At 36.8% G+C, this 21,984-nt stretch carries 23 protein-coding genes; 12 read left to right on the forward strand and 11 right to left on the reverse strand.

The genetic code is table 11. The features are described 5' to 3' along the window. Positions 1-265: 265 nt before the first annotated feature. From dacB to EDF66_RS16620, 4 genes are all read left to right on the forward strand, one after another. On the forward strand, positions 266-1,687 hold the full coding sequence (gene dacB / locus EDF66_RS16605; protein WP_132843847.1) for a D-alanyl-D-alanine carboxypeptidase/D-alanyl-D-alanine-endopeptidase: 1,422 nt from the start codon (positions 266-268) through the stop codon (positions 1,685-1,687). 109 nt (positions 1,688-1,796) lie between these two features. Next, complete coding sequence (locus EDF66_RS16610; RefSeq protein ID WP_132843849.1) at positions 1,797-4,076, forward strand: NADP-dependent malic enzyme; 2,280 nt, start codon at positions 1,797-1,799, stop codon at positions 4,074-4,076. Positions 4,077-4,088: 12 nt separating this feature from the next. Continuing rightward, entirely contained in the window at positions 4,089-4,670 is a 582-nt protein-coding gene (gene ruvA / locus EDF66_RS16615) for a Holliday junction branch migration protein RuvA (RefSeq protein WP_021189326.1), read from the forward strand. Between the two features lie 70 nt (positions 4,671-4,740). After that, entirely contained in the window at positions 4,741-5,211 is a 471-nt protein-coding gene (locus EDF66_RS16620) for a GAF domain-containing protein (protein ID WP_132843851.1), read from the forward strand. A gap of 6 nt (positions 5,212-5,217) precedes the next feature. On the opposite strand, the gene EDF66_RS16625 is transcribed toward EDF66_RS16620, so the two are convergent. From EDF66_RS16625 to EDF66_RS16675, 11 genes are all read right to left on the reverse strand, one after another. After that, positions 5,218-6,138 carry a WD40 repeat domain-containing protein gene (locus EDF66_RS16625; RefSeq protein WP_132843852.1) on the reverse strand — a complete coding sequence of 307 codons (921 nt, stop codon included), beginning with the start codon at positions 6,136-6,138 and terminating at the stop codon, positions 5,218-5,220. A gap of 144 nt (positions 6,139-6,282) precedes the next feature. Continuing rightward, positions 6,283-6,867, reverse strand: coding sequence for a bifunctional phosphoribosyl-AMP cyclohydrolase/phosphoribosyl-ATP diphosphatase HisIE (gene hisIE, locus EDF66_RS16630; protein ID WP_132843854.1), 585 nt, complete (start codon positions 6,865-6,867; stop codon positions 6,283-6,285). A gap of 61 nt (positions 6,868-6,928) precedes the next feature. Further along, a complete protein-coding gene (gene hisF / locus EDF66_RS16635) occupies positions 6,929-7,681 on the reverse strand; it encodes an imidazole glycerol phosphate synthase subunit HisF (RefSeq protein ID WP_132843855.1) in 753 nt (250 codons plus the stop codon). Between the two features lie 2 nt (positions 7,682-7,683). Further along, entirely contained in the window at positions 7,684-8,436 is a 753-nt protein-coding gene (locus EDF66_RS16640) for a HisA/HisF-related TIM barrel protein (protein WP_132843857.1), read from the reverse strand. A gap of 20 nt (positions 8,437-8,456) precedes the next feature. Further along, the gene (gene hisH, locus EDF66_RS16645) at positions 8,457-9,050 is read right to left on the reverse strand and encodes an imidazole glycerol phosphate synthase subunit HisH (RefSeq protein WP_132843858.1); all 594 of its coding nucleotides are present in this window, start codon (positions 9,048-9,050) and stop codon (positions 8,457-8,459) included. Between the two features lie 154 nt (positions 9,051-9,204). Beyond that, positions 9,205-10,344: a bifunctional histidinol-phosphatase/imidazoleglycerol-phosphate dehydratase HisB gene (gene hisB, locus EDF66_RS16650; RefSeq protein WP_132843860.1), complete on the reverse strand. Its 1,140-nt coding sequence runs from the start codon at positions 10,342-10,344 to the stop codon at positions 9,205-9,207. 4 nt (positions 10,345-10,348) lie between these two features. Beyond that, positions 10,349-11,407, reverse strand: coding sequence for a histidinol-phosphate transaminase (gene hisC / locus EDF66_RS16655; RefSeq protein WP_132772473.1), 1,059 nt, complete (start codon positions 11,405-11,407; stop codon positions 10,349-10,351). 196 nt (positions 11,408-11,603) lie between these two features. Further along, positions 11,604-12,515, reverse strand: a complete 912-nt coding sequence (locus EDF66_RS16660; protein WP_132772475.1) for a ribonuclease Z — start codon at positions 12,513-12,515, stop codon at positions 11,604-11,606. A 1-nt stretch (position 12,516) separates the two neighbouring features. Then, entirely contained in the window at positions 12,517-12,897 is a 381-nt protein-coding gene (locus tag EDF66_RS16665) for an STAS domain-containing protein (RefSeq protein WP_132772477.1), read from the reverse strand. Positions 12,898-12,914: 17 nt separating this feature from the next. After that, a complete protein-coding gene (locus EDF66_RS16670) occupies positions 12,915-13,865 on the reverse strand; it encodes a phosphoribosylaminoimidazolesuccinocarboxamide synthase (protein ID WP_132772478.1) in 951 nt (316 codons plus the stop codon). 49 nt (positions 13,866-13,914) lie between these two features. Next, a complete protein-coding gene (locus tag EDF66_RS16675) occupies positions 13,915-14,880 on the reverse strand; it encodes a PhoH family protein (RefSeq protein ID WP_132772558.1) in 966 nt (321 codons plus the stop codon). A 355-nt stretch (positions 14,881-15,235) separates the two neighbouring features. Between EDF66_RS16675 and EDF66_RS16680 the strand changes: the two genes are divergently transcribed. From EDF66_RS16680 to EDF66_RS16715, 8 genes are all read left to right on the forward strand, one after another. Then, positions 15,236-16,024: an S-adenosyl-l-methionine hydroxide adenosyltransferase family protein gene (locus tag EDF66_RS16680; RefSeq protein ID WP_132843862.1), complete on the forward strand. Its 789-nt coding sequence runs from the start codon at positions 15,236-15,238 to the stop codon at positions 16,022-16,024. Between the two features lie 74 nt (positions 16,025-16,098). Further along, complete coding sequence (locus tag EDF66_RS16685; RefSeq protein WP_132843863.1) at positions 16,099-16,623, forward strand: hypothetical protein; 525 nt, start codon at positions 16,099-16,101, stop codon at positions 16,621-16,623. A 59-nt stretch (positions 16,624-16,682) separates the two neighbouring features. Further along, complete coding sequence (locus EDF66_RS16690; protein ID WP_132843865.1) at positions 16,683-18,515, forward strand: ABC transporter ATP-binding protein; 1,833 nt, start codon at positions 16,683-16,685, stop codon at positions 18,513-18,515. A 96-nt stretch (positions 18,516-18,611) separates the two neighbouring features. Then, positions 18,612-19,019 carry a hypothetical protein gene (locus tag EDF66_RS16695; RefSeq protein ID WP_031287862.1) on the forward strand — a complete coding sequence of 136 codons (408 nt, stop codon included), beginning with the start codon at positions 18,612-18,614 and terminating at the stop codon, positions 19,017-19,019. Between the two features lie 73 nt (positions 19,020-19,092). Continuing rightward, entirely contained in the window at positions 19,093-19,752 is a 660-nt protein-coding gene (locus EDF66_RS16700) for a heme exporter protein CcmB (protein ID WP_132843866.1), read from the forward strand. 33 nt (positions 19,753-19,785) lie between these two features. Then, positions 19,786-20,451 (forward strand): cytochrome c biogenesis protein, encoded by a 666-nt coding sequence (gene ccsA, locus EDF66_RS16705; RefSeq protein WP_132772486.1) that lies wholly within the window; start codon positions 19,786-19,788, stop codon positions 20,449-20,451. 28 nt (positions 20,452-20,479) lie between these two features. Beyond that, on the forward strand, positions 20,480-20,695 hold the full coding sequence (locus EDF66_RS16710; RefSeq protein ID WP_132772488.1) for a CcmD family protein: 216 nt from the start codon (positions 20,480-20,482) through the stop codon (positions 20,693-20,695). A gap of 127 nt (positions 20,696-20,822) precedes the next feature. Beyond that, a complete protein-coding gene (locus EDF66_RS16715) occupies positions 20,823-21,806 on the forward strand; it encodes a DUF6427 family protein (RefSeq protein ID WP_021189315.1) in 984 nt (327 codons plus the stop codon). The last annotated feature ends 178 nt before the right edge of the window (positions 21,807-21,984 follow it).

The raw sequence follows: 21,984 nt of genomic DNA on the forward strand, positions 1-21,984 counted from the left end.
GTTTAGATCACTGTATTAAAGATGCAATCTCTGATAAAAAATGAAAAAGGTTGACAATCTTAAAAATTTGTGACCGGTTTACCAAGTAGCAGTTAAACAATTCCTTCAACAAAAAGCATTGCTAAGTTTTCTTATTTGGTACAGTCATTTTTCATATCTAAAAAAAGATCTTAACACTAGCATTGAAGGCTAACTTTTGACTTTCATATTAAACACTTTTGATCAAACAATAGTATCTTTATGAAAACAGAAAGATTTAATATTAATGAAAACCAGTATATCCCTTACCCTTCTCAGTATCTGCTTATCCCCGTTATACAGTATTCCTACTTTTTCACAGTCAGCAACAAAAACCAAAATTGAAGAAGCTTATCGTCAATTTGAAAAAGACCCTTCGTTAAAAAATGGTACAGCATCGCTATCCGTATTTGATGCAAGCACAGGAACACCCATTTTTCAGCATAATCAAGAGATAGGATTAGCAACGGCTTCTACGATGAAGATTATCACCGCGAGCACAGCATTTGATATTCTAGGCAAGGATTTTAAATTTAAAACCAATCTATCATATACCGGAACTATTCAGGCCGACGGCGTGCTCCATGGAGATATTATTATTGAAGGTAGTGGAGATCCCACGTTGGGAAGTAACCGTTACCCCGAAACCAGTGAAGAACAGATACTCAACAAATGGATCTATGCAATCCAGAATGCTGGTATTAAGGAAATAAAAGGCCGTATCATCGGGGATGACAGTCGCTACCAAGGATATAAAGTTCCTGGAGGCTGGATCTGGTCCGACATTGGAAATTATTACGGTGCGGGCGTATCATCGCTGAATTGGCGGGAAAATGCCGTAGGGGTAGTTTTCACACCTAACGATGCGCTTGGAAAACCAGCAACAATACAAAAGCTTACTGCGGATCTTTCCTATGTAAAAATCACGAACGAAGTTACTACCGGAAAAAACGGCTCAGGAGACAATGTATACGCCTATTCAGGTCCATATGCTACAAACATTTACATCCGGGGCACGTATGGTTCAGATCTTAAAAAAACAATTGAAATCTCCGTGCCGGATCCAGCTTATGATGTTGCCTTTCAATTAACAAAGGCACTTAAGAATGTCGGCATTAAAACCGCTGAATTACCGAGTAATAGTAAAGCGATTTCAACAGCAGAAATCTCAAGGCATATTCTGGACACCCATGAATCACCTGATCTTGCTGCGATTATCTACTGGTTTAACCAAAAAAGTATCAACTTATACGGTGAAGCATTATTGAAAGCAATTGCATACCAAACGGCACAAAAGACTGAAACGATTGAGGGAGCATCCTTTATTCAAAAATATTGGGAAAATAAATTGCAGATCAATAGCAGTGAACTCAACAATCAGGATGGATCTGGTCTTTCTCCACAAAATAGAGTGACAACCGCTGCCATGACCAAAATTATGCAATATGCACAATCACAATCCTGGTTTCCCGAATTCTATAAAAGTCTCCCCGAATACAATAATATGAAGATGAAAAGCGGTACAATTGGAGGTGCTTTGGGCTATACCGGTATCCAAAATAATAGCACAGGAGAGAAATTTACCTTCACCTTGTTAGTGAATAATTACACGGGATCGACTAGCGCAATGCGCAAACGAATGTTCACACTTCTTGATGCCTTAAAATAAATTGACACTTCAGAATAAATTTTTGACTATTTATCATTTCTTTCTCAAAAAAAGAATGATACATTTGTAACCTTAGTTTAACAAACTAGCACTATATAAAAGAATTAAAATGAGTAATGTAAATCGTAAACAAGCGGCATTAGACTACCACTCAATGGGTAGACCTGGTAAAATAGCTGTTGTGCCAACCAAGCCAACAAATTCTCAAAGAGACTTATCGCTAGCTTATTCGCCAGGGGTTGCTGAGCCTTGTTTAGCTATCGCTGCAAATAATGAAGATGCTTACAAATATACTGCAAAAGGTAATTTAGTTGCAGTTATTAGTAATGGTACGGCCGTTTTAGGTCTTGGAGATATCGGTGCTGTAGCCGGTAAGCCAGTTATGGAAGGTAAAGGTTTATTATTTAAAATCTTCGCTGATATCGATGTTTTTGATATTGAACTTGATACTAAAAATGTAGATGAGTTTGTCAATATCGTAAAAGCAATGGAACCTACGTTTGGCGGTATCAACCTGGAAGATATTAAAGCTCCAGAATGTTTTGAGATCGAAAGACGCCTAAAAGCGGAAATGAATATTCCGGTTATGCATGATGATCAGCATGGTACAGCAATTATTTCTTGTGCTGCTTTGATCAATGCGTGCGAATTGATCGGAAAAAAGATCGTGGATGTTAAAATCGTCGTAAACGGCGCAGGTGCTGCCGCTATTTCTTGTACAGGTATGTATGTATCTGCTGGTGCAAGAAAAGAAAATATTGTTATGTTAGACAGTAAAGGTGTCATCCGTCGTGACCGTGAAACGTTAGATGCAATGAAAGCGACTTACGCTACTGACCGTGATATCCATACGCTTGCTGATGCGGTAAACGGATCTGATGTTTTCATCGGACTTTCTGCCGCAGATGTGTTGACTCCAGAAATGTTATTGACAATGGCTAACCAGCCAATTGTATTAGCAATGGCAAATCCTAACCCGGAGATCGCTTACGACCTAGCAATTGCGACACGTAACGATGTCATTATGGGTACAGGACGTTCAGATTATCCAAACCAAGTTAACAATGTGTTAGGTTTTCCTTACATCTTCCGTGGTGCATTAGACGTACGTGCTACAGCGATTAACGAAGAGATGAAAGTGGCGGCTACAAAAGCAATTGCTGACCTAGCTAAACAACCAGTTCCAGAAGAAGTAAACTTGGCATATAACACCAATAATCTAAAATTCTCAGCTGATTATATCATCCCAAAACCTAATGATCCACGTTTGATCACTGAAGTTTCGGTAGCAGTAGCAAAAGCAGCGATTGAATCAGGAGTTGCCAAACATACAATCGAAGATTGGGATAAATACAGAGAAACTCTTCGTAAAAGATTAGGTCAAGATGATGCTATTATGCGCAACTTGACAATGGCAGCAAAACGTAATCCTAAACGTGTTGTCTTTGCTGAAGCAGATAACTACAAAACACTTCGTGCGGCACAGATCGTAAAAGAAGAAGGTATTGCAGTTCCTATTTTGTTAGGCAAAAAAGGAAAAATCAATGCATTAATTAATGAGTACGGTTTTGAATTAGCAGGCGTACAGATCATTGATCCATTTGAAGAAATGGAAACAGAGCGTGTCAACCAATATGTTGAACATTTGTTTGTGAAAAGACAGCGTCGCGGTCTTTCAAAATTAGATGCTAAAAAGCTTTTAATTGACCGCAACTACTTCGGAGCAAGCATGGTACAGTTTGGCGATGCAGATACCTTAATTTCTGGATTAACAAAAAACTATGCAAATACGATCAAGCCAGCAATCCATGTTATTGGAGCAAAAGAAGGTAGCCGTATTGCAGGTATGTATATGATGTTAACAAAAAAAGGTCCTATCTTCTTAGGAGATACCACTGTTAACAAAGAGCCTTCAGCAAAAGAGTTGGCAGACATCACCGTATTGTTAGATAAAGCAGTTAGAAAAATGAATGTAAGCCCTCGTATTGCATTACTTTCTTATTCTAATTTCGGTTCTAACGAAGGTAACACACCTACAAAAGTACGTGAGGCAATTAAAATCGTACACAAGGAGCATCCTGAAATTGTTGCAGACGGTGATTTACAGGCAAACTTCGCATTAAACAGTGAGCTATTAGAAGCAAACTTTCCATTCAGTACATTGAAAGGACAACCAGCAAATACGTTGGTATTCCCGAATTTGGAATCTGGAAATATTGCATACAAATTATTACAGGAAGTAGGCAACGCCGAGGCAGTTGGTCCAATCTTATTAGGTATGAACAAACCAGTTCACGTATTACAATTGGATAGTTCAGTTCGCGAAATCGTGAATATGGTAACGATCGCTGTTGTCGATGTACAATCTCACGAAAAACAAGGTAATTAATTCCGTATCGCTATGTATGCATATTTTAACGGGAAATTAGCACATAAAGCACCTACCCATGTTGTTCTCGACGTGGGTGGGATTGGCTATTATATCCATATTTCCCTCAATACTTTTTCCTTGATTAAAGACCAGGAGCAATGTAAGCTATTCATTTCTTTTCAGGTTAGGGAGGATGCGCATACCTTGTACGGATTTGCAACAGAAGGTGAAAAAAAACTATTTGAAAATCTGATTTCAGTATCAGGTATTGGTCCAAATACAGGGCGTATGATCCTTTCATCCAATACACCGGAAGAAATACAATCTGCTATTGTAAATGGTCAGGTTACACTGATTCAGCAAATAAAAGGTATTGGTCCTAAAACAGCGCAACGTTTGATTTTAGAATTGCAGGATAAGCTAAAAAAACAAGGTGTAGAATCCTTATCAACGATTCCAATGGCACAATCTGTACCAGACGAAGCATTATCTGCTTTGGTCATGTTAGGATTCAATAAAGCTACCTCAGAAAAAGTTTTAAATACTGTCATCCAAACGGATCCAAATCTGACCGTCGAAGGAATGATCAAATTAGCTTTGAAAAAGTTGTAAAGAAAGATTATTTATTTTTAACAAGCGCTATTATTCTGTTAACTTTGAACAGCATAATAGCGCTTTTTTTATGGCAGAAGATTTAACAATTAAAAAAGGAACAAAGGAAGAACAATATATTGCTCTTCTTCCTCAAATAAAAGGCTTGATCACCGGTGAAACGAATCAAATCGCTAACCTGGCAAATATTGCTGCAGCATTGAAAGAACAGTTCAATTTTTTCTGGGTAGGTTTTTACTTAATTGAAGGTGAGCAACTTGTACTTGCACCTTTTCAGGGACCTGTAGCCTGCACACGGATCCAATATGGTCGTGGCGTTTGCGGAACTTCTTGGAAAGAAAACAGAACAATTATCGTACCCAATGTAGATGAATTTCCTGGGCATATCGCTTGCAGCTCACTTTCAAAATCAGAAATTGTTATCCCTGTTTACAAGGGCAACAACATCATCGGTATTCTAGATGTAGATAGTAGCGAACTCAATGATTTCGATGCTGTAGATGAGCAGTATTTAACTGAAATAGTAGCTTTGCTTTCTTAAGACTACCTAAGACAATTTCATCTCCCAGACTTTGATTAATTTATCATCACCTGCAGTGAGAAAGTATTTCCCAGAAGTAGTCCAAAGTCCAGTGTTGATCGATAAAGTATGCGAGTCATAAAATTTATCACGACTGACTGTTTTGCGTAAAGCATAGGTTTCCTCATCCCAAATTTTGAAAGATTTGTCCCGGCTAACCGTAGCAAATACAGGATAACTGGGATGTGGATAAATGCCATATACGGTAAACATATGCGGAACAAACCCATGCTGCTCTTTTAACGTTGCTACGTCAGATATTTTCAATGCAGCATCTCTAGCTCCACTCAAGAGCTCAAGTCCGCTACGAGAGAAGATCAGACTCGTAATCGGCATGGTATGTTTCTGGTTCGCTAATAAAAAATGAAAATCTTCTGCAGAGAACAAAAATATATCCCCGTTCTTATCTCCAAATGCGATTTTCTTTTGATCATGAGAAAGCGCAATCGTACGGATTGTGTTTGAGGAAATAGCAAATTCATATATCTTCTTGTAATCTGTCAAACACCATACACTAGCAATACCGTCCTCCCCTACGACAACAAGCTCATTCTTGGTCGGAATACTCTGAAGGGCAAAAATTGCTTTCTTAGAAACTTGAATGCTCGCTATTAATTTTTGATTTTCAACATCAACAATCATAACCTTACCCTCACGAAGTGCAATCGCCAAAAAAGAGGTATTAGGGATAAGATGTAAGGCATAAATTGAAGCACTTACCGCACAAAGAATGCGCTTGAATGACTTCGTTTGCAAATCCCATTCCACTACACCTTTATCATTTCCTCCAGAAAAGAAAGTATTGGTAAAATATCCTCTCTCTAAAGCGAAGATAGGATTTTGATGTCCTGTTAATGTTGCTGCTAATTCCATTTCTAATGTATCCATATTCATATTACCCTATACAAACTTAGCTAAATTTACATCAACTAGAAGCTATATCAGTAAATTTACAGCGTATTACAAATCTTAAAAGGCACCCATAGGTGCCTTTTTTACAAATTTTATACATCTTAATAACGTAGAACAATACTATTGATGTCTACCTTCGAGATTCTTAGCAATTGTCTCTAATGAAATTCCTTTTTCGCGTAATAATACGAGAAGGTGAAACAATAGATCAGAAGTTTCATTAATAAAATCATGCTCTGTTTCTGTCAATGCAGCGATAACAGTTTCTACGGCTTCTTCACCTACTTTTTGAGCAATCTTATTGATTCCTTTTGAACGCAAACGATTAACATATGATTCATCGGAAGGAAATTCATAGCGATGCTTGATGATTCGCTCTAGCTCCAGCAAGAAGTTTTGATTAAAATCAGTATTAAAACAACTGCGGCTACCTGTATGGCAAGTAGGGCCTGCAGGTCTCGCTTTAATTAATACCGTATCTTTATCGCAGTCAATATGTAAGCCAACAACCTCTAAAAAGTTCCCACTTTCTTCACCCTTAGTCCATAAGCGGTTTTTACTTCTTGAAAAAAAAGTAACACGCTTCTCGGCTTCTGTTTTTTGCCATGCTTCTTCGTTCATATAACCGAGCATTAACACTTCCAATGTTTGGTCGTCTTGTACAATTACAGGGACAAGTCCGTCACTTTTTGAAAAATCTAACATTTCTTTTAATTAGTATCGAGTACATGGTATGAAGTCATTAGAGTTGCTATAGGAAGCAAATTTAACGTACTACAATGCCATTACTCCTTAAAGTATTCTTTAATTCTGGGATAAGGATTTCACCATAGTGAAACACTGATGCTGCCAAAGCGGCATCTACATTTGCCTGTTGAAATACATCGACAAAATGTTGCTGATTACCCGCACCACCGGATGCAATTAACGGAATAGTAATAGCATCATTGATTTTTTTCAATAATCCATTATCAAATCCATTCTTCGTTCCATCATGGTCCATAGATGTCAGTAAAATCTCGCCAGCCCCTCTTTCCTGTGCCTCGTGTACCCAATCCTCTGTTTTGATATCAGTCTTGATACGGCCTCCACTTAAGTGGACAAAGTTTTGACCATCTAGAAAACGCGTATCAATCGCAACAACAACAAATTGTGCACCAAACGCTGCGGCAAGATCATTGATCAATTGTGGATTACGAACAGCAGCAGAGTTGATCGAAATCTTATCTGCTCCAGCATTCAACAAAATCTCAGCATCTTTCATTTCGTTAATTCCACCTCCGATTGTAAATGGAATATTGACCTGACGCGCAACAGCCTTAACCAGGTCAATAGTTGTTTTACGCCCTTCATGCGTGGCTGCAATATCTAAAAAGACCAATTCATCAGCTCCCTGTTCAGAATACTGCCATGCCAATTCAACTGGGTCACCAGCATCACGTAAATCAACAAAATTAACTCCCTTTACTGTGCGGCCATCTTTAACATCAAGACAAGGAATTATACGTTTTGCTAACATCCTTAGAAGTTAATTAACGATTTCAAATTCCAATCTTTAATCTCTTCAATTGAAATTCTATTCTCATAGATCGCTTTACCAACAACAACAGACTCCATTCTTCCCAATGCTTTTAAGTTGCTGATGTCTTCCATTGAACTGATACCACCAGATCCGATTAATTTAATTATAGGAGAATGATCTAATAGTTTTTTATATAATTCAACACCAGCACCGCCTAATTTACCATCTTTGCTGATATCCGTACATAAGAAACGGTAAAAACCTAAAGCTAAACACTTGTCGATATATGCAATTAACTTGATTGGAGAAGATTCCAACCAACCTGAATATTTAATCACCTCGTCCAATACATCAATTGCAATAACGATATGATCGGCATATTTAACTTTACCCTCATTCAAGGTACTTAATTCTTCCAAAAATGATGGATTAGTGATTGCCTGTGTACCAACAATAACACGGTAAATACCAGCATCAACCAATTCTTTAACTTTTTCAATACTGCGAACACCGCCACCGTATTGAATTTTCATTTCTGTTTTTTGAATGATATCAAATAAATATTCTTGATTACTAAAATCACCTTTTGCACCATTTAAATCAATGATATGTACCAATTCTGTACCATTTGCATGATACTTCTCAATCTGCTCTTCTAAACTGATTTCATAAGTAGTAACATCGTCATAATTTCCTTCTCTTAGACGAACAACTTTCTTATCTAATACATCAATTGCGGGTATAATATACATTGTAAACTGTTTTTTATTTTCTAACTTAATTTTGAAAAATTCACTAATAATTGCTCGCCAGCCTTTCCTGATTTTTCAGGATGAAACTGCACACCATAAAAATTATCTTTTGCTATAGCGGCCGAAAATGGCAATCCATAAGCACACATTGCTGCCGTGTATTTCGCATCATACTCAATGAAATACGAATGTACAAAGTAAAAATAAGCATTATCTTCTATATTGCTGAATAATGGATTGTCATTTCTGATCGATACACTATTCCAACCCATATGCGGAACTTTTTCCTTGATTTTTTTATCAAAGTGTAAGGTCTTCAAAGGTATAATGGATAATAAAGAGGCATTTCCTTCTTCTGAGAAATCCGTTAGCAACTGCATGCCCACACAAATACCCAGAACAGGCTTATCAATGTTATGGATACATGAAGCTAAACCTGAGTCACGCAGTTTTTGCATCGCTGCACCTGCATGCCCTACTCCAGGAATGATAATACGATCATATTGTTCCAGCTCTTCTTCCTTGTTGACCATGCCATAGGCTAGTCCAACACGATCTAAAGCTGCTGTCAATGAAAATATATTACCGGCTCCGTAATTTATAATTCCTATCATTTTTGTCTTTTTAGATGTCAGATAATAAATATCAGACATGAGATTGAAGATATCTGATTTTCTTATATTCTATTTTTTTTTAGAAATTAGGAAACAATATACGGTCTCCAATCTATTATCTATCGTCTCAAATCTAATATCTCTAATCTATCGATTACAAAACTCCTTTCGTACTCGGGAGCTCCATATTATCAGCATCACGACGTACAGCTTTCTTTATTGATTTGGCAAAGGCCTTAAATATTGCTTCGATCTTATGGTGCTCATTGTCACCTTCAGCTTTGATATTTAAATTAGACTTAGATGCATCCGAAAATGATTTGAAAAAGTGGAAAAACATCTCTGTAGGCATATCACCAATTTTCTCACGCTTAAAATCAGCTTCCCAAACAATCCAATTACGCCCACCAAAATCCAAAGCAACCTGCGCTAAGCAATCATCCATAGGTAATGTATATGAATAACGTTCAATACCACGTTTATCACCCAAAACCTTTAAGAATACTTCTCCCAGCGCAATACCAGTATCTTCTATCGTATGATGTTCATCAATATGTAAATCACCCTTTGCTTTAACTGTCAAATCGATTGCACCATGACGGGCAATCTGATCCAGCATATGGTCAAAAAATGGCAAACCTGTTTCAATATCACCTTTTCCTGAACCATCTAAATTCAATTTGATATAAATATCCGTTTCATTCGTTTTACGATGATGTTCACCGGTGCGTGTTCCTAACTTCAGGTATTCATAAATAGACTTCCAGTCGGTTGTTTCAAGACCAATTGTTTCTGCATCAATCTGCACATTTTCCAAAGCCCCTAAGTCATCATTATTACGTAGCCAAATAGCTTTAGCACCTAGATTTTGAGCCAGCTTTACATCATTGACACGATCTCCGATAACAAAAGACTGTGCTAGATTATATTGTGAAGGATCGAAATAATCCAATAGCATACCAATACCTGGCTTGCGTGTAGTCGCATTTTCATGAGGAAACGTACGGTCGATATGTTCTTTAGAAAAAACTACACCTTCAGCCGCAAATGTATCCAGTATAAATTGATGGACAGGCCAAAAGTTTTCTTCTGGATGAACATCTGTACCCAGACCATCTTGGTTAGAAACTAATACTAAGTCGAAATCTAATTCTTTCGCGATGCGTGGAAGGTATTGCAATGCACCTGGGTAAAATTTAAGTTTAGCAAAAGAATCAATTTGTTGATCCTCAGGCTCCAAAATTAAAGTACCATCACGGTCGATAAACAATACACGTTTTAGCTGATTAGGCATTATTTTATATGTTGATTGTGGTTAATTTTTCCAATAATATACGATTCTCTTCTGGTGTACCGATTGTAATTCGAAGACAGCCTTCACAAAGTTCAACTTTCGAGCGGTCACGTACAATGATGCCGTGTGATACCAAATAGGCATATACTGCTCTTGGATCATTCATTTTTACCAAAATAAAGTTGGCGTCAGAAGGAGTAATGTGTTGGACCATATCCAGTTTGTACAATCCCTGCACTAACTTTTCACGTTCCACCACAGTTTGTTTGATCCAGCCATTAACCTGATCAACTTGATCTAATGCTTCCAGAACAATATCCTGTGTCGCTTGGTTAATGTTATACGGTGGTTTTATCTTATTGAACACCGAAATAATTTCGATACTTGCAAAGGCCATCCCTAAACGTAAAGCTGCTAAGCCCCATGCTTTTGAAAGCGTCTGTAAAACAACTAAATTTTGGTATTCGGCCAATTCCTGAGTAAAGGATTTAGTTTGTGAAAAATTAATATAAGCTTCATCCACCACAACCAGACCATCAAAGTTGTTCAAAATGGTTTCGATATCATGACGATTTATCGTATTACCGGTTGGATTATTCGGTGAACAAATGAAGATCAATTTAGTATGCTCATCGACAGCATTTTCAATGCCCTCTAAGTCCAATTGATACTCCTTTGTTAAATTTACCTTCCGAAAAGCAACATCGTTGATGTTGGCTGAAACCTCATACATGCCGTATGTAGGTGGGACTAAAATTACATTATCAACACCTGGACGACAAAATGCACGAAATAAGATATCAATAGCTTCGTCACTTCCATTACCTAAGAACATATTCTCTGCAGGCACTCCTTTAATATGTGCTAGCTTATGCTTAAGTTGATGTTGCAGAGGATCTGGATAACGGTTATAGTTATGCGCTAAAGGAGAACCAAAAGCGTTTTCATTGGCATCAATTAAGATAGATGCTTCCCCCTTGAATTCATCTCTAGCAGAAGAATAAGGTACGAGATTTTTAATATTTTCCCGTAAAAGTTTCGTTAAGTTGAATGGAGTGTCCATTAAATTATTAAATTTTAAATCGTAAACTTAGATAAATTTGCTTACATCCACAATATAATTACAGATCAATAGAAATTTAGCCTTATTTATTGTTAGTTCATAGGTATTGACGCATGCTGCTCAAATATAACTTTATTGCTCCCTTCTGAGAATTTTTGGCGTAATTTAATATAACAGGGAGATTTTACAAATAACATTATACCGAAAACCATTTTCCCTCTTGCGATAGCATCGTTTTCGGGAAAACAGACTGCGCCTCAAGTAATAAAGGCTGTAAATCTTTATATCGTGCAGAATAATGACCTAATAATAATTTATCTGCATGCGTTTCCTTTGCTATCTCTGCGGCCTCCAAGGCTGTCGTATGAAAAGTTTCCTTTGCACGATCGACCATCTCATGGAGAAAAGTAGATTCGTGGTAGATTAATGTCGCATGTTGAATATAGGGTAAGTAGTTTGCTGTACGAATGGTATCTGAACAATACACATAACTGCGGGATAATGGTGCAGGTAAAGTATAGTCTGATGCGCTGAATACCTGCCCATCTTCACGAACATAGTCCACCCCGTTTTTCAATAATTGATAATAAGCAACAGGAATACCGGCCTCCTCAATATCTTCTACAAGTAGGTGGCGTGAACGCTGTCCCTCGTCAAAGCGAAAGCCCGTACAGGGAATTCGGTGAGTCAAAGGGAATGTACTTACTTTAATGGTTCTATTTTCAAAAATAACCTGTGGTTCTTCGGCAGAAGTTTCATGGAAAATAAGATCGTAGCGAAGTAATGTCTCTGAATATTTAAACTGAACAGCCAATATTTCATCAAGTCCCTTTGGTCCATAAAGGTGTAAATCACTTTTACGCCCAATCAGGTGCATGGAGGACAATAACCCAACTAAACCGAGGTAATGATCTCCATGCAGATGACTGATAAAAATATGATTTATTTTATTGCTTTTAATGCCATAACGGCTAAGCTGCATTTGTGTACCTTCTCCACAATCAATTAAGAACAATTGCTCATTGAAGTTTACGACTTGACTAGTTGGATGCCTATCATACATAGGCGTTGCGGAACTATTCCCTAAAATCAAAACTTCAAATCGCATATTATTTTTCTTTCTCTCCTCTATAATCTAATTCAATTTCGTGTGCAAAAACACGGTCTTCAGCATCTTTAACAGAGTTTACGATCGTAAAGTTGGTCTGTAGGTGAGACATTTCCAATACCTCAAGGACTTCAGAGTCCAAGTTTGCTAGAATGAATAGCCCACCACTTGAATCACAAAGACGATTTGCCAATAGTGCCAAGCGAATACTGCTTTCGTCTATTTTACGCACATTAGATAAATCTAAAATAATATTACGTTGACCAACCGTGTTTCTCAACAAAAACTCACCTTTTAATTTAATCGCTTTTTCCGCATCTAAGCTATCACAAAGCGGTTCTATTACAATATAGCGGTCATGCTTATCAATCGTATATTTCATAATTTAGATCCTTTCTCTTAATATTTTAGTTGTTTTAAAGCTTGAGTCACATTCCGTTCTACACGTTCCAAAACATCTTCTTGATTTGGATAAACAAACTTCTCGCCTACAATATGCTCATAAAGTTCGATATATCGCTCAGAAATTGATTTTATTATTTCATCTGTCATTTCCGGAACCTGCTGTCCATCTTTACCTTGAAATCCGTTTTCAATTAACCATTTGCGTACAAACTCTTTCGACAATTGCTTTTGTGCTTCACCACTCGCCTGACGTTCAGCATAACCCTCCGCATAAAAATAACGGGAAGAATCTGGTGTATGAATTTCATCAATCAAAATAATCTGACCATCTTTTTTGCCAAATTCATATTTGGTATCCACCAAGATCAATCCTCTTTCGGCTGCGATTTCAGTACCTCGTTGAAATAATGCTTTTGTATATTTCTCCAACTGGATATAATCTTCTTCACTCACGATCCCTCTTGCTAAAATAGCATCTCTTGAAATATCCTCATCGTGACCTACTGCTGCTTTTGTCGTGGGAGTAATAATAGGTTCTGGTAATTTATCATTTTCTTTCAATCCCTCTGGCAGCGCTTCGCCACATACCGAACGTTTTCCTGCACTATACTCTCTCCAAGCGTGACCAGATAAATAGCCACGGATCACCATTTCTACTTTAAAAGGCTCACACATTTTACCAATGGTAACACTTGGGTCCGGAACAGAAACTACCCAGTTTGGCAGAATATCTTCCGTTGCTTTCAAAAATTTTGCAGCGATCTGATTCAACACCTGTCCCTTATACGGGATAGGTCTTGGTAAAACCACATCGAATGCCGAAATACGATCTGAAGCCACCATAGCTAAATATTCATGAGCAATGGTATATACATCACGTACTTTACCTCTGTAAAAAGAGGTTTGATTTTCGAAATTGAAATTTGTTTCTTGTATTGCGTTCATATATTGATGAATGGATAGTATCTCTCTATCTCAAATTTATTATTGACTATTAAATATCTCCGTAAGCCTCTAAAATGCGTTTCACTAATTTGTGCCTCACAACATCTGAACCGTTTAAATGTATAATATCAATACCCTCAATATTATCCAGCAATCGTACAGCAGTTGCTAGTCCTGACTGATTCTTTCTTGGTAAATCGATCTGTGTCACGTCACCTGTAACAATGAATTTTGCTGTCGGTCCCATTCGGGTTAAAAACATTTTCAATTGCATATCGGTTGCATTCTGTGCCTCATCCAAAATCACAAAACAATTATCTAAAGTACGTCCACGCATAAAAGCTAACGGAGCGACCTCAATGGTTCTATTCTCGAGATATCCTTTAAGTTTTTCTGCTGGAATCATATCATCAAGCGCATCGTATAAAGGACGTAAGTAAGGATCAACTTTTTCTTTTAGATCTCCCGGAAGAAAGCCCAAATTTTCTCCAGCTTCAACAGCCGGTCGTGTTAAGATGATACGTTTGATTTCTTTGTTGCGTAATGCACGGACCGCTAAGGCAACAGCGGTGTAGGTTTTACCTGTACCTGCAGGACCTATAGCGAAAAGGATGTCATTGTTCGTGATGCTATCCACCATCTTTCTTTGATTCGGTGTACGTGCACGCACAATAATGCCATTAGGCCCAAAAACAATAGGCTCGGAACCGACACTTGCAGCTTTATCAGCAAGCATTTTTTCTTCCAGTACAGCAGATCCCGAAGTTGTCTGCATCAGGTTTTCCAAATCCATTAAGGAAAGTTTATTGTACTTTTCCAAATGGTTGATAACATCGTCAAAGGAATTTTTGAAAGATTCAAGTTGCTTTTCATCACCCAATACCTTCATCTCATTACCCCTAGCTACAATTCTCAATTTTGGATACTGTTTTTTTATGTAGTCAAAGTGCTCATTCTGAGCGCCCCAAAGTATCGCTAAATTGATAGCATCCAATGTAATTTGTAATTCGTTCAAATCATTCAATTTAAGGTGAATTATTTCCATATTGGCCTGTTACCTACAAACATCAACCAATATCCAAAAATACAGTATTAATATCAATTTTAGCATCAGAATATGCAACAAAAATAAAAAAAAGAGTTCATTTTTTATTTTTATATTGGTGGATATCAAGATTAAAAACATCCAACTCAAATCGATCGGATCGAATATGTACATTCTATTTATTTTTATCAGAAGACATTACGTACTTTTGCGTACCTTTTCTTTTTTTTGAGTTAATTTTACTTTAATTTTGAGGATTAAGTTTATATATTAAAACCTTAACAAAAAGAATTCTAGGGTATATCATAAAGGGTAATTAAGAAGAATGGGAGTTATTACATTAACAACAGATTTAGGACATAAAGATTTCTATCAAGCAGCACTTAAAGGCAGTTTGATATCGGAACTTCCGGATGTTCGAATTGTTGATATTACACACGAAATACCTGCCTTCAATATTCCGAGAGCAGCTTTTGTGCTGGCCAATGCTTATCATTATTTCCCAAAAAAAACAGTCCATATCATTGGAATCAACACCTTATTTCATGAAGGATCACGTTACGTGGCAATGATGTATAATGATCACTTCTTTGTAGGTGCTGACAATGGCATCTTTAGCTTACTCTTAAATGGTGATAAACCTCAAGAACTTGTTGAACTTAATTTGATTCAGGATCTTCGATACTTACATTTTCCACTTGCTGATATTTTGACCAAATCGGCCTGTCACATTGCTAAAGGCGGTAAATTAACGGAGATTGGCAATTCCATAGATCAAACCGTTGAAAAAGTTACGTTACAACCTATATATGACAATGATACCATCCGCGGTAATGTCGTCTATGTCGATGCTTTTGGAAATGCAATTACCAATATCTCCAAGGAATTATTTAACCGTGTACAAAAAGGTCGAAGCTTCACACTCTATTTTAAAAGAAGTGAAACCATCACTAATTTATCATGGAACTACAATGAGGTAACGGAGGGAGAAAAACTATGTTTGTTTGGAATCAGTAATTATCTGGAGATCGCTATGAATAAAGCAAACGCAAGTCAGCTCTTAGGATTATTTGATGATGAATCTCATATCATCAGAATCGAATTCCACAATTAATAACAAAACGAGCGATTAAACTTTTATTCCTTTTTTTTGTCTTATCCAAGATTTTAAAAAAATATCATTTGAATATGCAGTTTATAAAAAGTCTTTCTTTTCTTCTATTCTTTCTGACAGGTTTTGCTGTTAGCGCACAAAATGCAGACTCAACTTCCTTTGAGGCACAACGTATGCGTGTCAATAAACTTATTGAAGATCGTAAAGTAAAATTTGGAGAATACGATCTAAGTCTGGAAAAGAAATCAGCCATATTTGGGCTTTTTAAATCGAAAGATGATATGCAGCGCACCATAGATATTTTAAAAAATATCGTCATCACTGACAACAATATTTTTTTGGAAACACGTAGACTCATCAGCATCAAAGATGATGAAAAACAGAAGTTCCAGAATCTAGCTTCGGAATATGACAAACAGGTTTCTGCTTACATGGGCACCATCAATAAGCTGCAAAAAGAGAATGAGAAACTCAAAAAAGACATAGAAAATCTAGAAGGAAGTGACAATAGTTCAAATATTTTACTTTATATCGCCCTCGCTATCTTAGCTGTTCTGAGTTATTTCATATACCGAAATCAAAAAATTACTAAAGGATGATAAGTGATTAATGAAGAGTAGTTACTTTTGCAGGTCTCAATATTAAATTGATTGGTGCTATGGCAAGAGGATTTAACAGCGGAAATAAGCAAGAAGAAGAACTACCAAAACCGAAACTTAATAAGGAATTATTAAAAAGAGCGGCACAAATACTAGCGTATCTAAAACCATTTAGAACCAAGTTTTTGTTAGGAATGCTTTTCTTGATACTTTCAAGTTTGGCAATGCTGACTTTCCCAGCACTTTTAGGTGCAATGATTGATGCTTCTGAAGGAAAACAAACTTACACATGGCTCCCAGCCGATGTTTTTGAAATAGGATCCATCGCTTTTGTTATCCTCACTTTTACTTCCATTGTCTCTTTTTTTAGAATTCGCTTATTTGTGGAGATTGCAGAAAAATCTCTCGCATCAATTCGCCGGGATTCATACCAGAAATTGATATCACTTCCCATGGAGTATTTTGCCAATCGTCGCGTTGGTGAACTCAACAGTAGGTTATCTGCAGATTTAGCTCAGATACAAGACACTATGACAACTACTTTAGCTGAAATCTTGAGACAGTGTATCAGCTTAGCATTTGGTGTTGCATTATTAGTTTTTGTATCACCAAAGCTAGCTTTAATGAACTTATGCATTTTGCCAGTACTCGTTGTAACAGCTATTGTATTTGGTAAATTCATCAGAAATCTATCACGTCAGGCTCAAGATAAATTGGCAGAATCTAACACCATCGTGCAAGAGACATTACAGGGAATCAGCAATGTTAAAGCTTTTGTCAATGAATATTATGAATCAAACAGATATTCCAATAAACTAGATGCCGTTGTTGGCTTAGCGGTAAAAGGTGCAACATATCGTGGTGCATTTGCTTCCTTTATCATCTTCTGTATCTTTGGTGCTGTCATTGCAGTGATCTGGTACGGTTCTACTCTAGTGTTTTTAGGAGAAATGTCTGTTGGAGATTTGACCACTTACATTCTATATTCGATGTTCGTTGCTGGATCTATGGGGAGTTTTCCAGAACTCTATGCCAATATTCAGAAAGCTCTGGGAGCAAGCGAACGCGTACTGGAAATCCTACAGGAAGAACAGGAAAGTATCACAATCGATGAATCTTCTAAAGAGATCCGTAAACATTTTCATGGTGATCTGACTTTCAACCATGTATCTTTCTCTTATCCTAGCAGACCTGATATTGAAATATTAAAAGATATTACCTTTCATGCGAAAGCTGGACAAAAAATTGCGATCGTCGGCCCGAGTGGTATCGGTAAGTCAACTATTGCTTCATTGGTCTTGCAATTTTACAAACCTGACAGCGGAGAGATTCTGTATGATGGGATGAGCAGCGCTGACTATTTATTGTCTGATATCCGTAATCAAGTCGCCATTGTTCCACAAGACGTCTTACTTTTTGGCGGTACTATTCGTGAAAATATTGCTTATGGACGCCTAGACGCTGATGCTGACCATATCATTACAGCTTCAAAACGTGCAAATGCACATGATTTTATTATGAATTTCCCGGAGGGCTATGATACACTGGTAGGTGAAAGAGGGGTTAAATTATCCGGAGGTCAACGTCAACGTATCGCAATTGCGCGCGCTTTATTGAAAGATCCTGCGATCCTTATCCTGGATGAAGCAACATCATCATTGGATTCCGAATCAGAAAGACAAGTACAATTAGCACTTGAAGAATTAATGAAAGGAAGAACTTCCATTATCATCGCACATCGATTGTCTACTATTGTAGACTCGGATCAAATTATGGTCATCGAAAACGGCGTGGTATCCGAATCAGGAAATCATATCGAATTAATGAGCAAAGGTAGTGGACTATACCATCACCTGTACTCATTGCAATCCAAACATAAGATTCAAGTGTAAAAAAATGTTAATTCATAAGCCCTTTTAAAACTTTTCTCTGTATCAACTGTTTAATTGGTATCATAGTTGAAAGAAGTATATTAAAATATGAGCGATATGAAAAATAAAAATGGATTAGTTGCATTTGCGTTAATAGGTTTAGCAGCAGGTGCTGCAGCATGGTATTTATTAGGTACTGATGATGGCAAGAAACAATTAAGTCGTGCTAATGACGGAATTAAAGATCTGACTCGTTCTCTAAAAGATGTATCAAAAAGAGAAGCAAAAAGAGCTCGGAAATTAGCAAACCAGGCTTCCGAAGAATTACATGCTTTAAAAAATAAAGCTGCTGAAGGATTTGGATCATTGAAAGATAAAGCTTCTGATGAAGTGGATGCTTTAAAAAATAAAGCAAAAGAAGTAGGCAGAGAAGCATTGAATAATACCAATAGCGCTGCTCATAAATTAGCAGATCACGTTGACGATGCTGTCGATACAGCAAAAAGCAAAGTTGATAAAGCCTAAAACCTTTTAAAATTTACTTCCTCGTTGCACTATTCATTCAGCTTATTACATTTCATTTGTATCTTTGCGCTGTATGAATTTACTACAACAAGTAAAAACTTTAGTCTATAAAGATGCTATTCTAGAGTGGCGATCCAAATATGCCATCAATAGCATTTTACTATATGTAATATCTACAGTATTTGTTTGCTATCAAGCATTCAAATCTGTAGATGCTACGATATGGAACGCTTTATTTTGGATTATCATGCTCTTCGCATCGGTGAATGCCATTAATAAGAGTTTCACACAAGAAAACCAACAACGCCAACTTTATTACTACTCCATCGTAAACCCGAAAGCAGTTATACTCGCTAAAATCTTTTATAATATGTGCTTGATGGCATTTTTGGCCGTTGTTGCATACATCACCTACTCTGTAATTTTTAAAAATCCATTAGGCGATCCCGTTTTATACTTTTGTGCAGTCATCCTGGGCAGTGTCAGTTTTGCTTCTGTTTTCACTATGGTTTCGGGTATTACCTCTAAAGCTGGAAATAACAGCACTTTAATGGCCATCCTGAGTTTTCCCGTTATTATTCCGTTGCTTATTGTACTGATTAAGCTGTCACAGAATGCAATGCAGGGTATGGATAGAGCAGAAAGTTTGAATGAAATCGTCGTTTTAATTGCAATTAATATCATCACAATCACTGTTTCTTTATTGTTATTTCCTTACCTTTGGCGTGATTAATTGCACAATTACAGTTTTTAAATATTCATAAAAATGAGAAAAAGTTGGTGGAAAATTTTGGCAGTAGTCTTAATTTCATTGGTCATCATTGCAGGGCTACTAGGTCCAGTACCTGCTTTATTCCTTCTTCATGAAACCATCCGAAATATTTACTTCCATGTCCCGATGTGGTTTGCAATGCTATTCCTTTATACAATATCTGTTATCTACAGCATCAAGTACTTGAATACGGGCAAGCAAGAGTATGATTTAATGGCGGTAGAAGCTGTAAATACCGGGATTACATTTTGTTTTATGGGATTAGCCACAGGTATGCTATGGGCAAATATTACCTGGGGAGAAGCATGGCCCAATGATCCTAAATTGAATGGATCTGCCATTGCGACATTGATGTACTTGGCCTACTTGGTCTTACGAAATGCGCTTGAAGAGGAGCAGAAAAGAGCTAAAATATCTGCCGTATATAATATTTTTGCTTTTCCTATTATGATTGTTTTGCTTTATATCTTACCAAAACTGACTGATTCACTGCACCCAGGAAGCGGAGGAAATAGCGCTTTCAGTAACCTGGACATGAACAATCAGTTAAGACCGGTATTTTATACAGCCGTCATTGGGTGGATTTTGATCGGTACTTGGATGTTTACCTTACGCTACCGTTTACGTATCATCGAACAGAAGCAAAATGAAATTAATTAATTTTTTGAAAAATCTTATTACAATTGATATGAAAAAGTTATCACTATCAATCGCTTTAGTCTTCATGACAACATTAAACATCTTTGCACAAAGCGAAATTGATATGGCGACCGGACTAAGAAGTTCAGGTAAAATATACGTGGTTGTTTTGGTTATGCTCGTTTTGTTCTTAGGAATAGCTGGTTATTTGTTTATCCTGGATAGGAAAATAACAAGATTAGAAAAGAAACAAAATCAAAAATAATTTTACAATATCATCTTATAAAAGGCAATGCTATCATATCAAAAATGTGATGGCATTGTTGGTTTTAATCAACCTAATTCGGAATTAAATAGTAATATTGTAGAGAACAACTTGTAACAAGGCATACATGATTATCAGTCAATTTAGGAAATTCACGCCCATTAATATCGTTCTTCTTATACTTATAGGATTTTTCTTATGCTTTGGCGTATTCATTCATCTGCCCGAAAGCCTGACTCCTATCCTATTTGAGCCCGCACTTGGCAATTTACTCGGAAAAGACGGTATCAATACCTTATCACCGCAAATGAATGTGCTGGTGACATTAGGATTAACCATTATTCAAGCGACCATCCTAAATCGAATCATCGGTCATTTCAACTTGTTGGGTAAACCAAGTTTTCTTGTTGCATTGATGTATTTGACTTTAGCCAGTTTGTTTTTACCATTTCTGGTTATATCACCTACCCTGATCTGTAATTTCATATCGGTATGGATGCTGAGCAAATTATTAAGTTTATACCGGCAACAAGATATCAAAGCACTGATGTTTGACCTGGGCATGATCGTAGCTATCGGTAGCTTGATCTATTTCCCTTTCATCATCATGTTTCTATTACTTTGGATCAGTCTCATCATTTTCAGACCATTCAACTGGAGAGAATGGATTTCGCCGTTGTTGGGTTTTGCAACCATCTATTTTATCCTTGCGGTAATTTACCTCTGGTTAGGGAGATTTAAGGATTTTTATAGCATCTGGCTACCGCTGACGAAAACATTTCCAACAACAGTAACGATGGAAATTCATGATTACTTTGTACTTATACCCATCGTATTTAATTTGATACTTTTTCTCATCATTCTAAAAGATAATTTTTTTAAGAGCGTAGTACATATTCGAAAATCATTTCAGCTCTTATTTTTCATGTTGTTATTAGCAGTTGGTTCCTTTTATTGGAACAAGCAAATAACCGAAACACATTTTCTACTATGTGCACCTCCATTAGCAATTTATATGGCTTATTATTTCACACATGCAAAGAAAAAATGGCTTTTTGAGAGTGTATACGCAATCATTATTTTAACAATACTGTATTTTCAGTTTTTCTAAAATTTTAGCTATCAGGAGTTTAACCTTTTTTAACAAAATCAACTCTACAAGGTCGCAAAAATTAAATAGTTTTGTATGCTGATAGGATCATCTTAAAATATAAATTTGAACAGATTTTTAACCCGTTATACCGATCTTTTCGCATATTTTTAGAATCTTTGAAACACAAAACTTTAAT

The sequence above is a fragment of the Sphingobacterium sp. JUb20 genome (genome assembly GCF_004342035.1).
In the GTDB taxonomy this organism is placed as follows: Bacteria; Bacteroidota; Bacteroidia; order Sphingobacteriales; family Sphingobacteriaceae; genus Sphingobacterium; species Sphingobacterium anhuiense.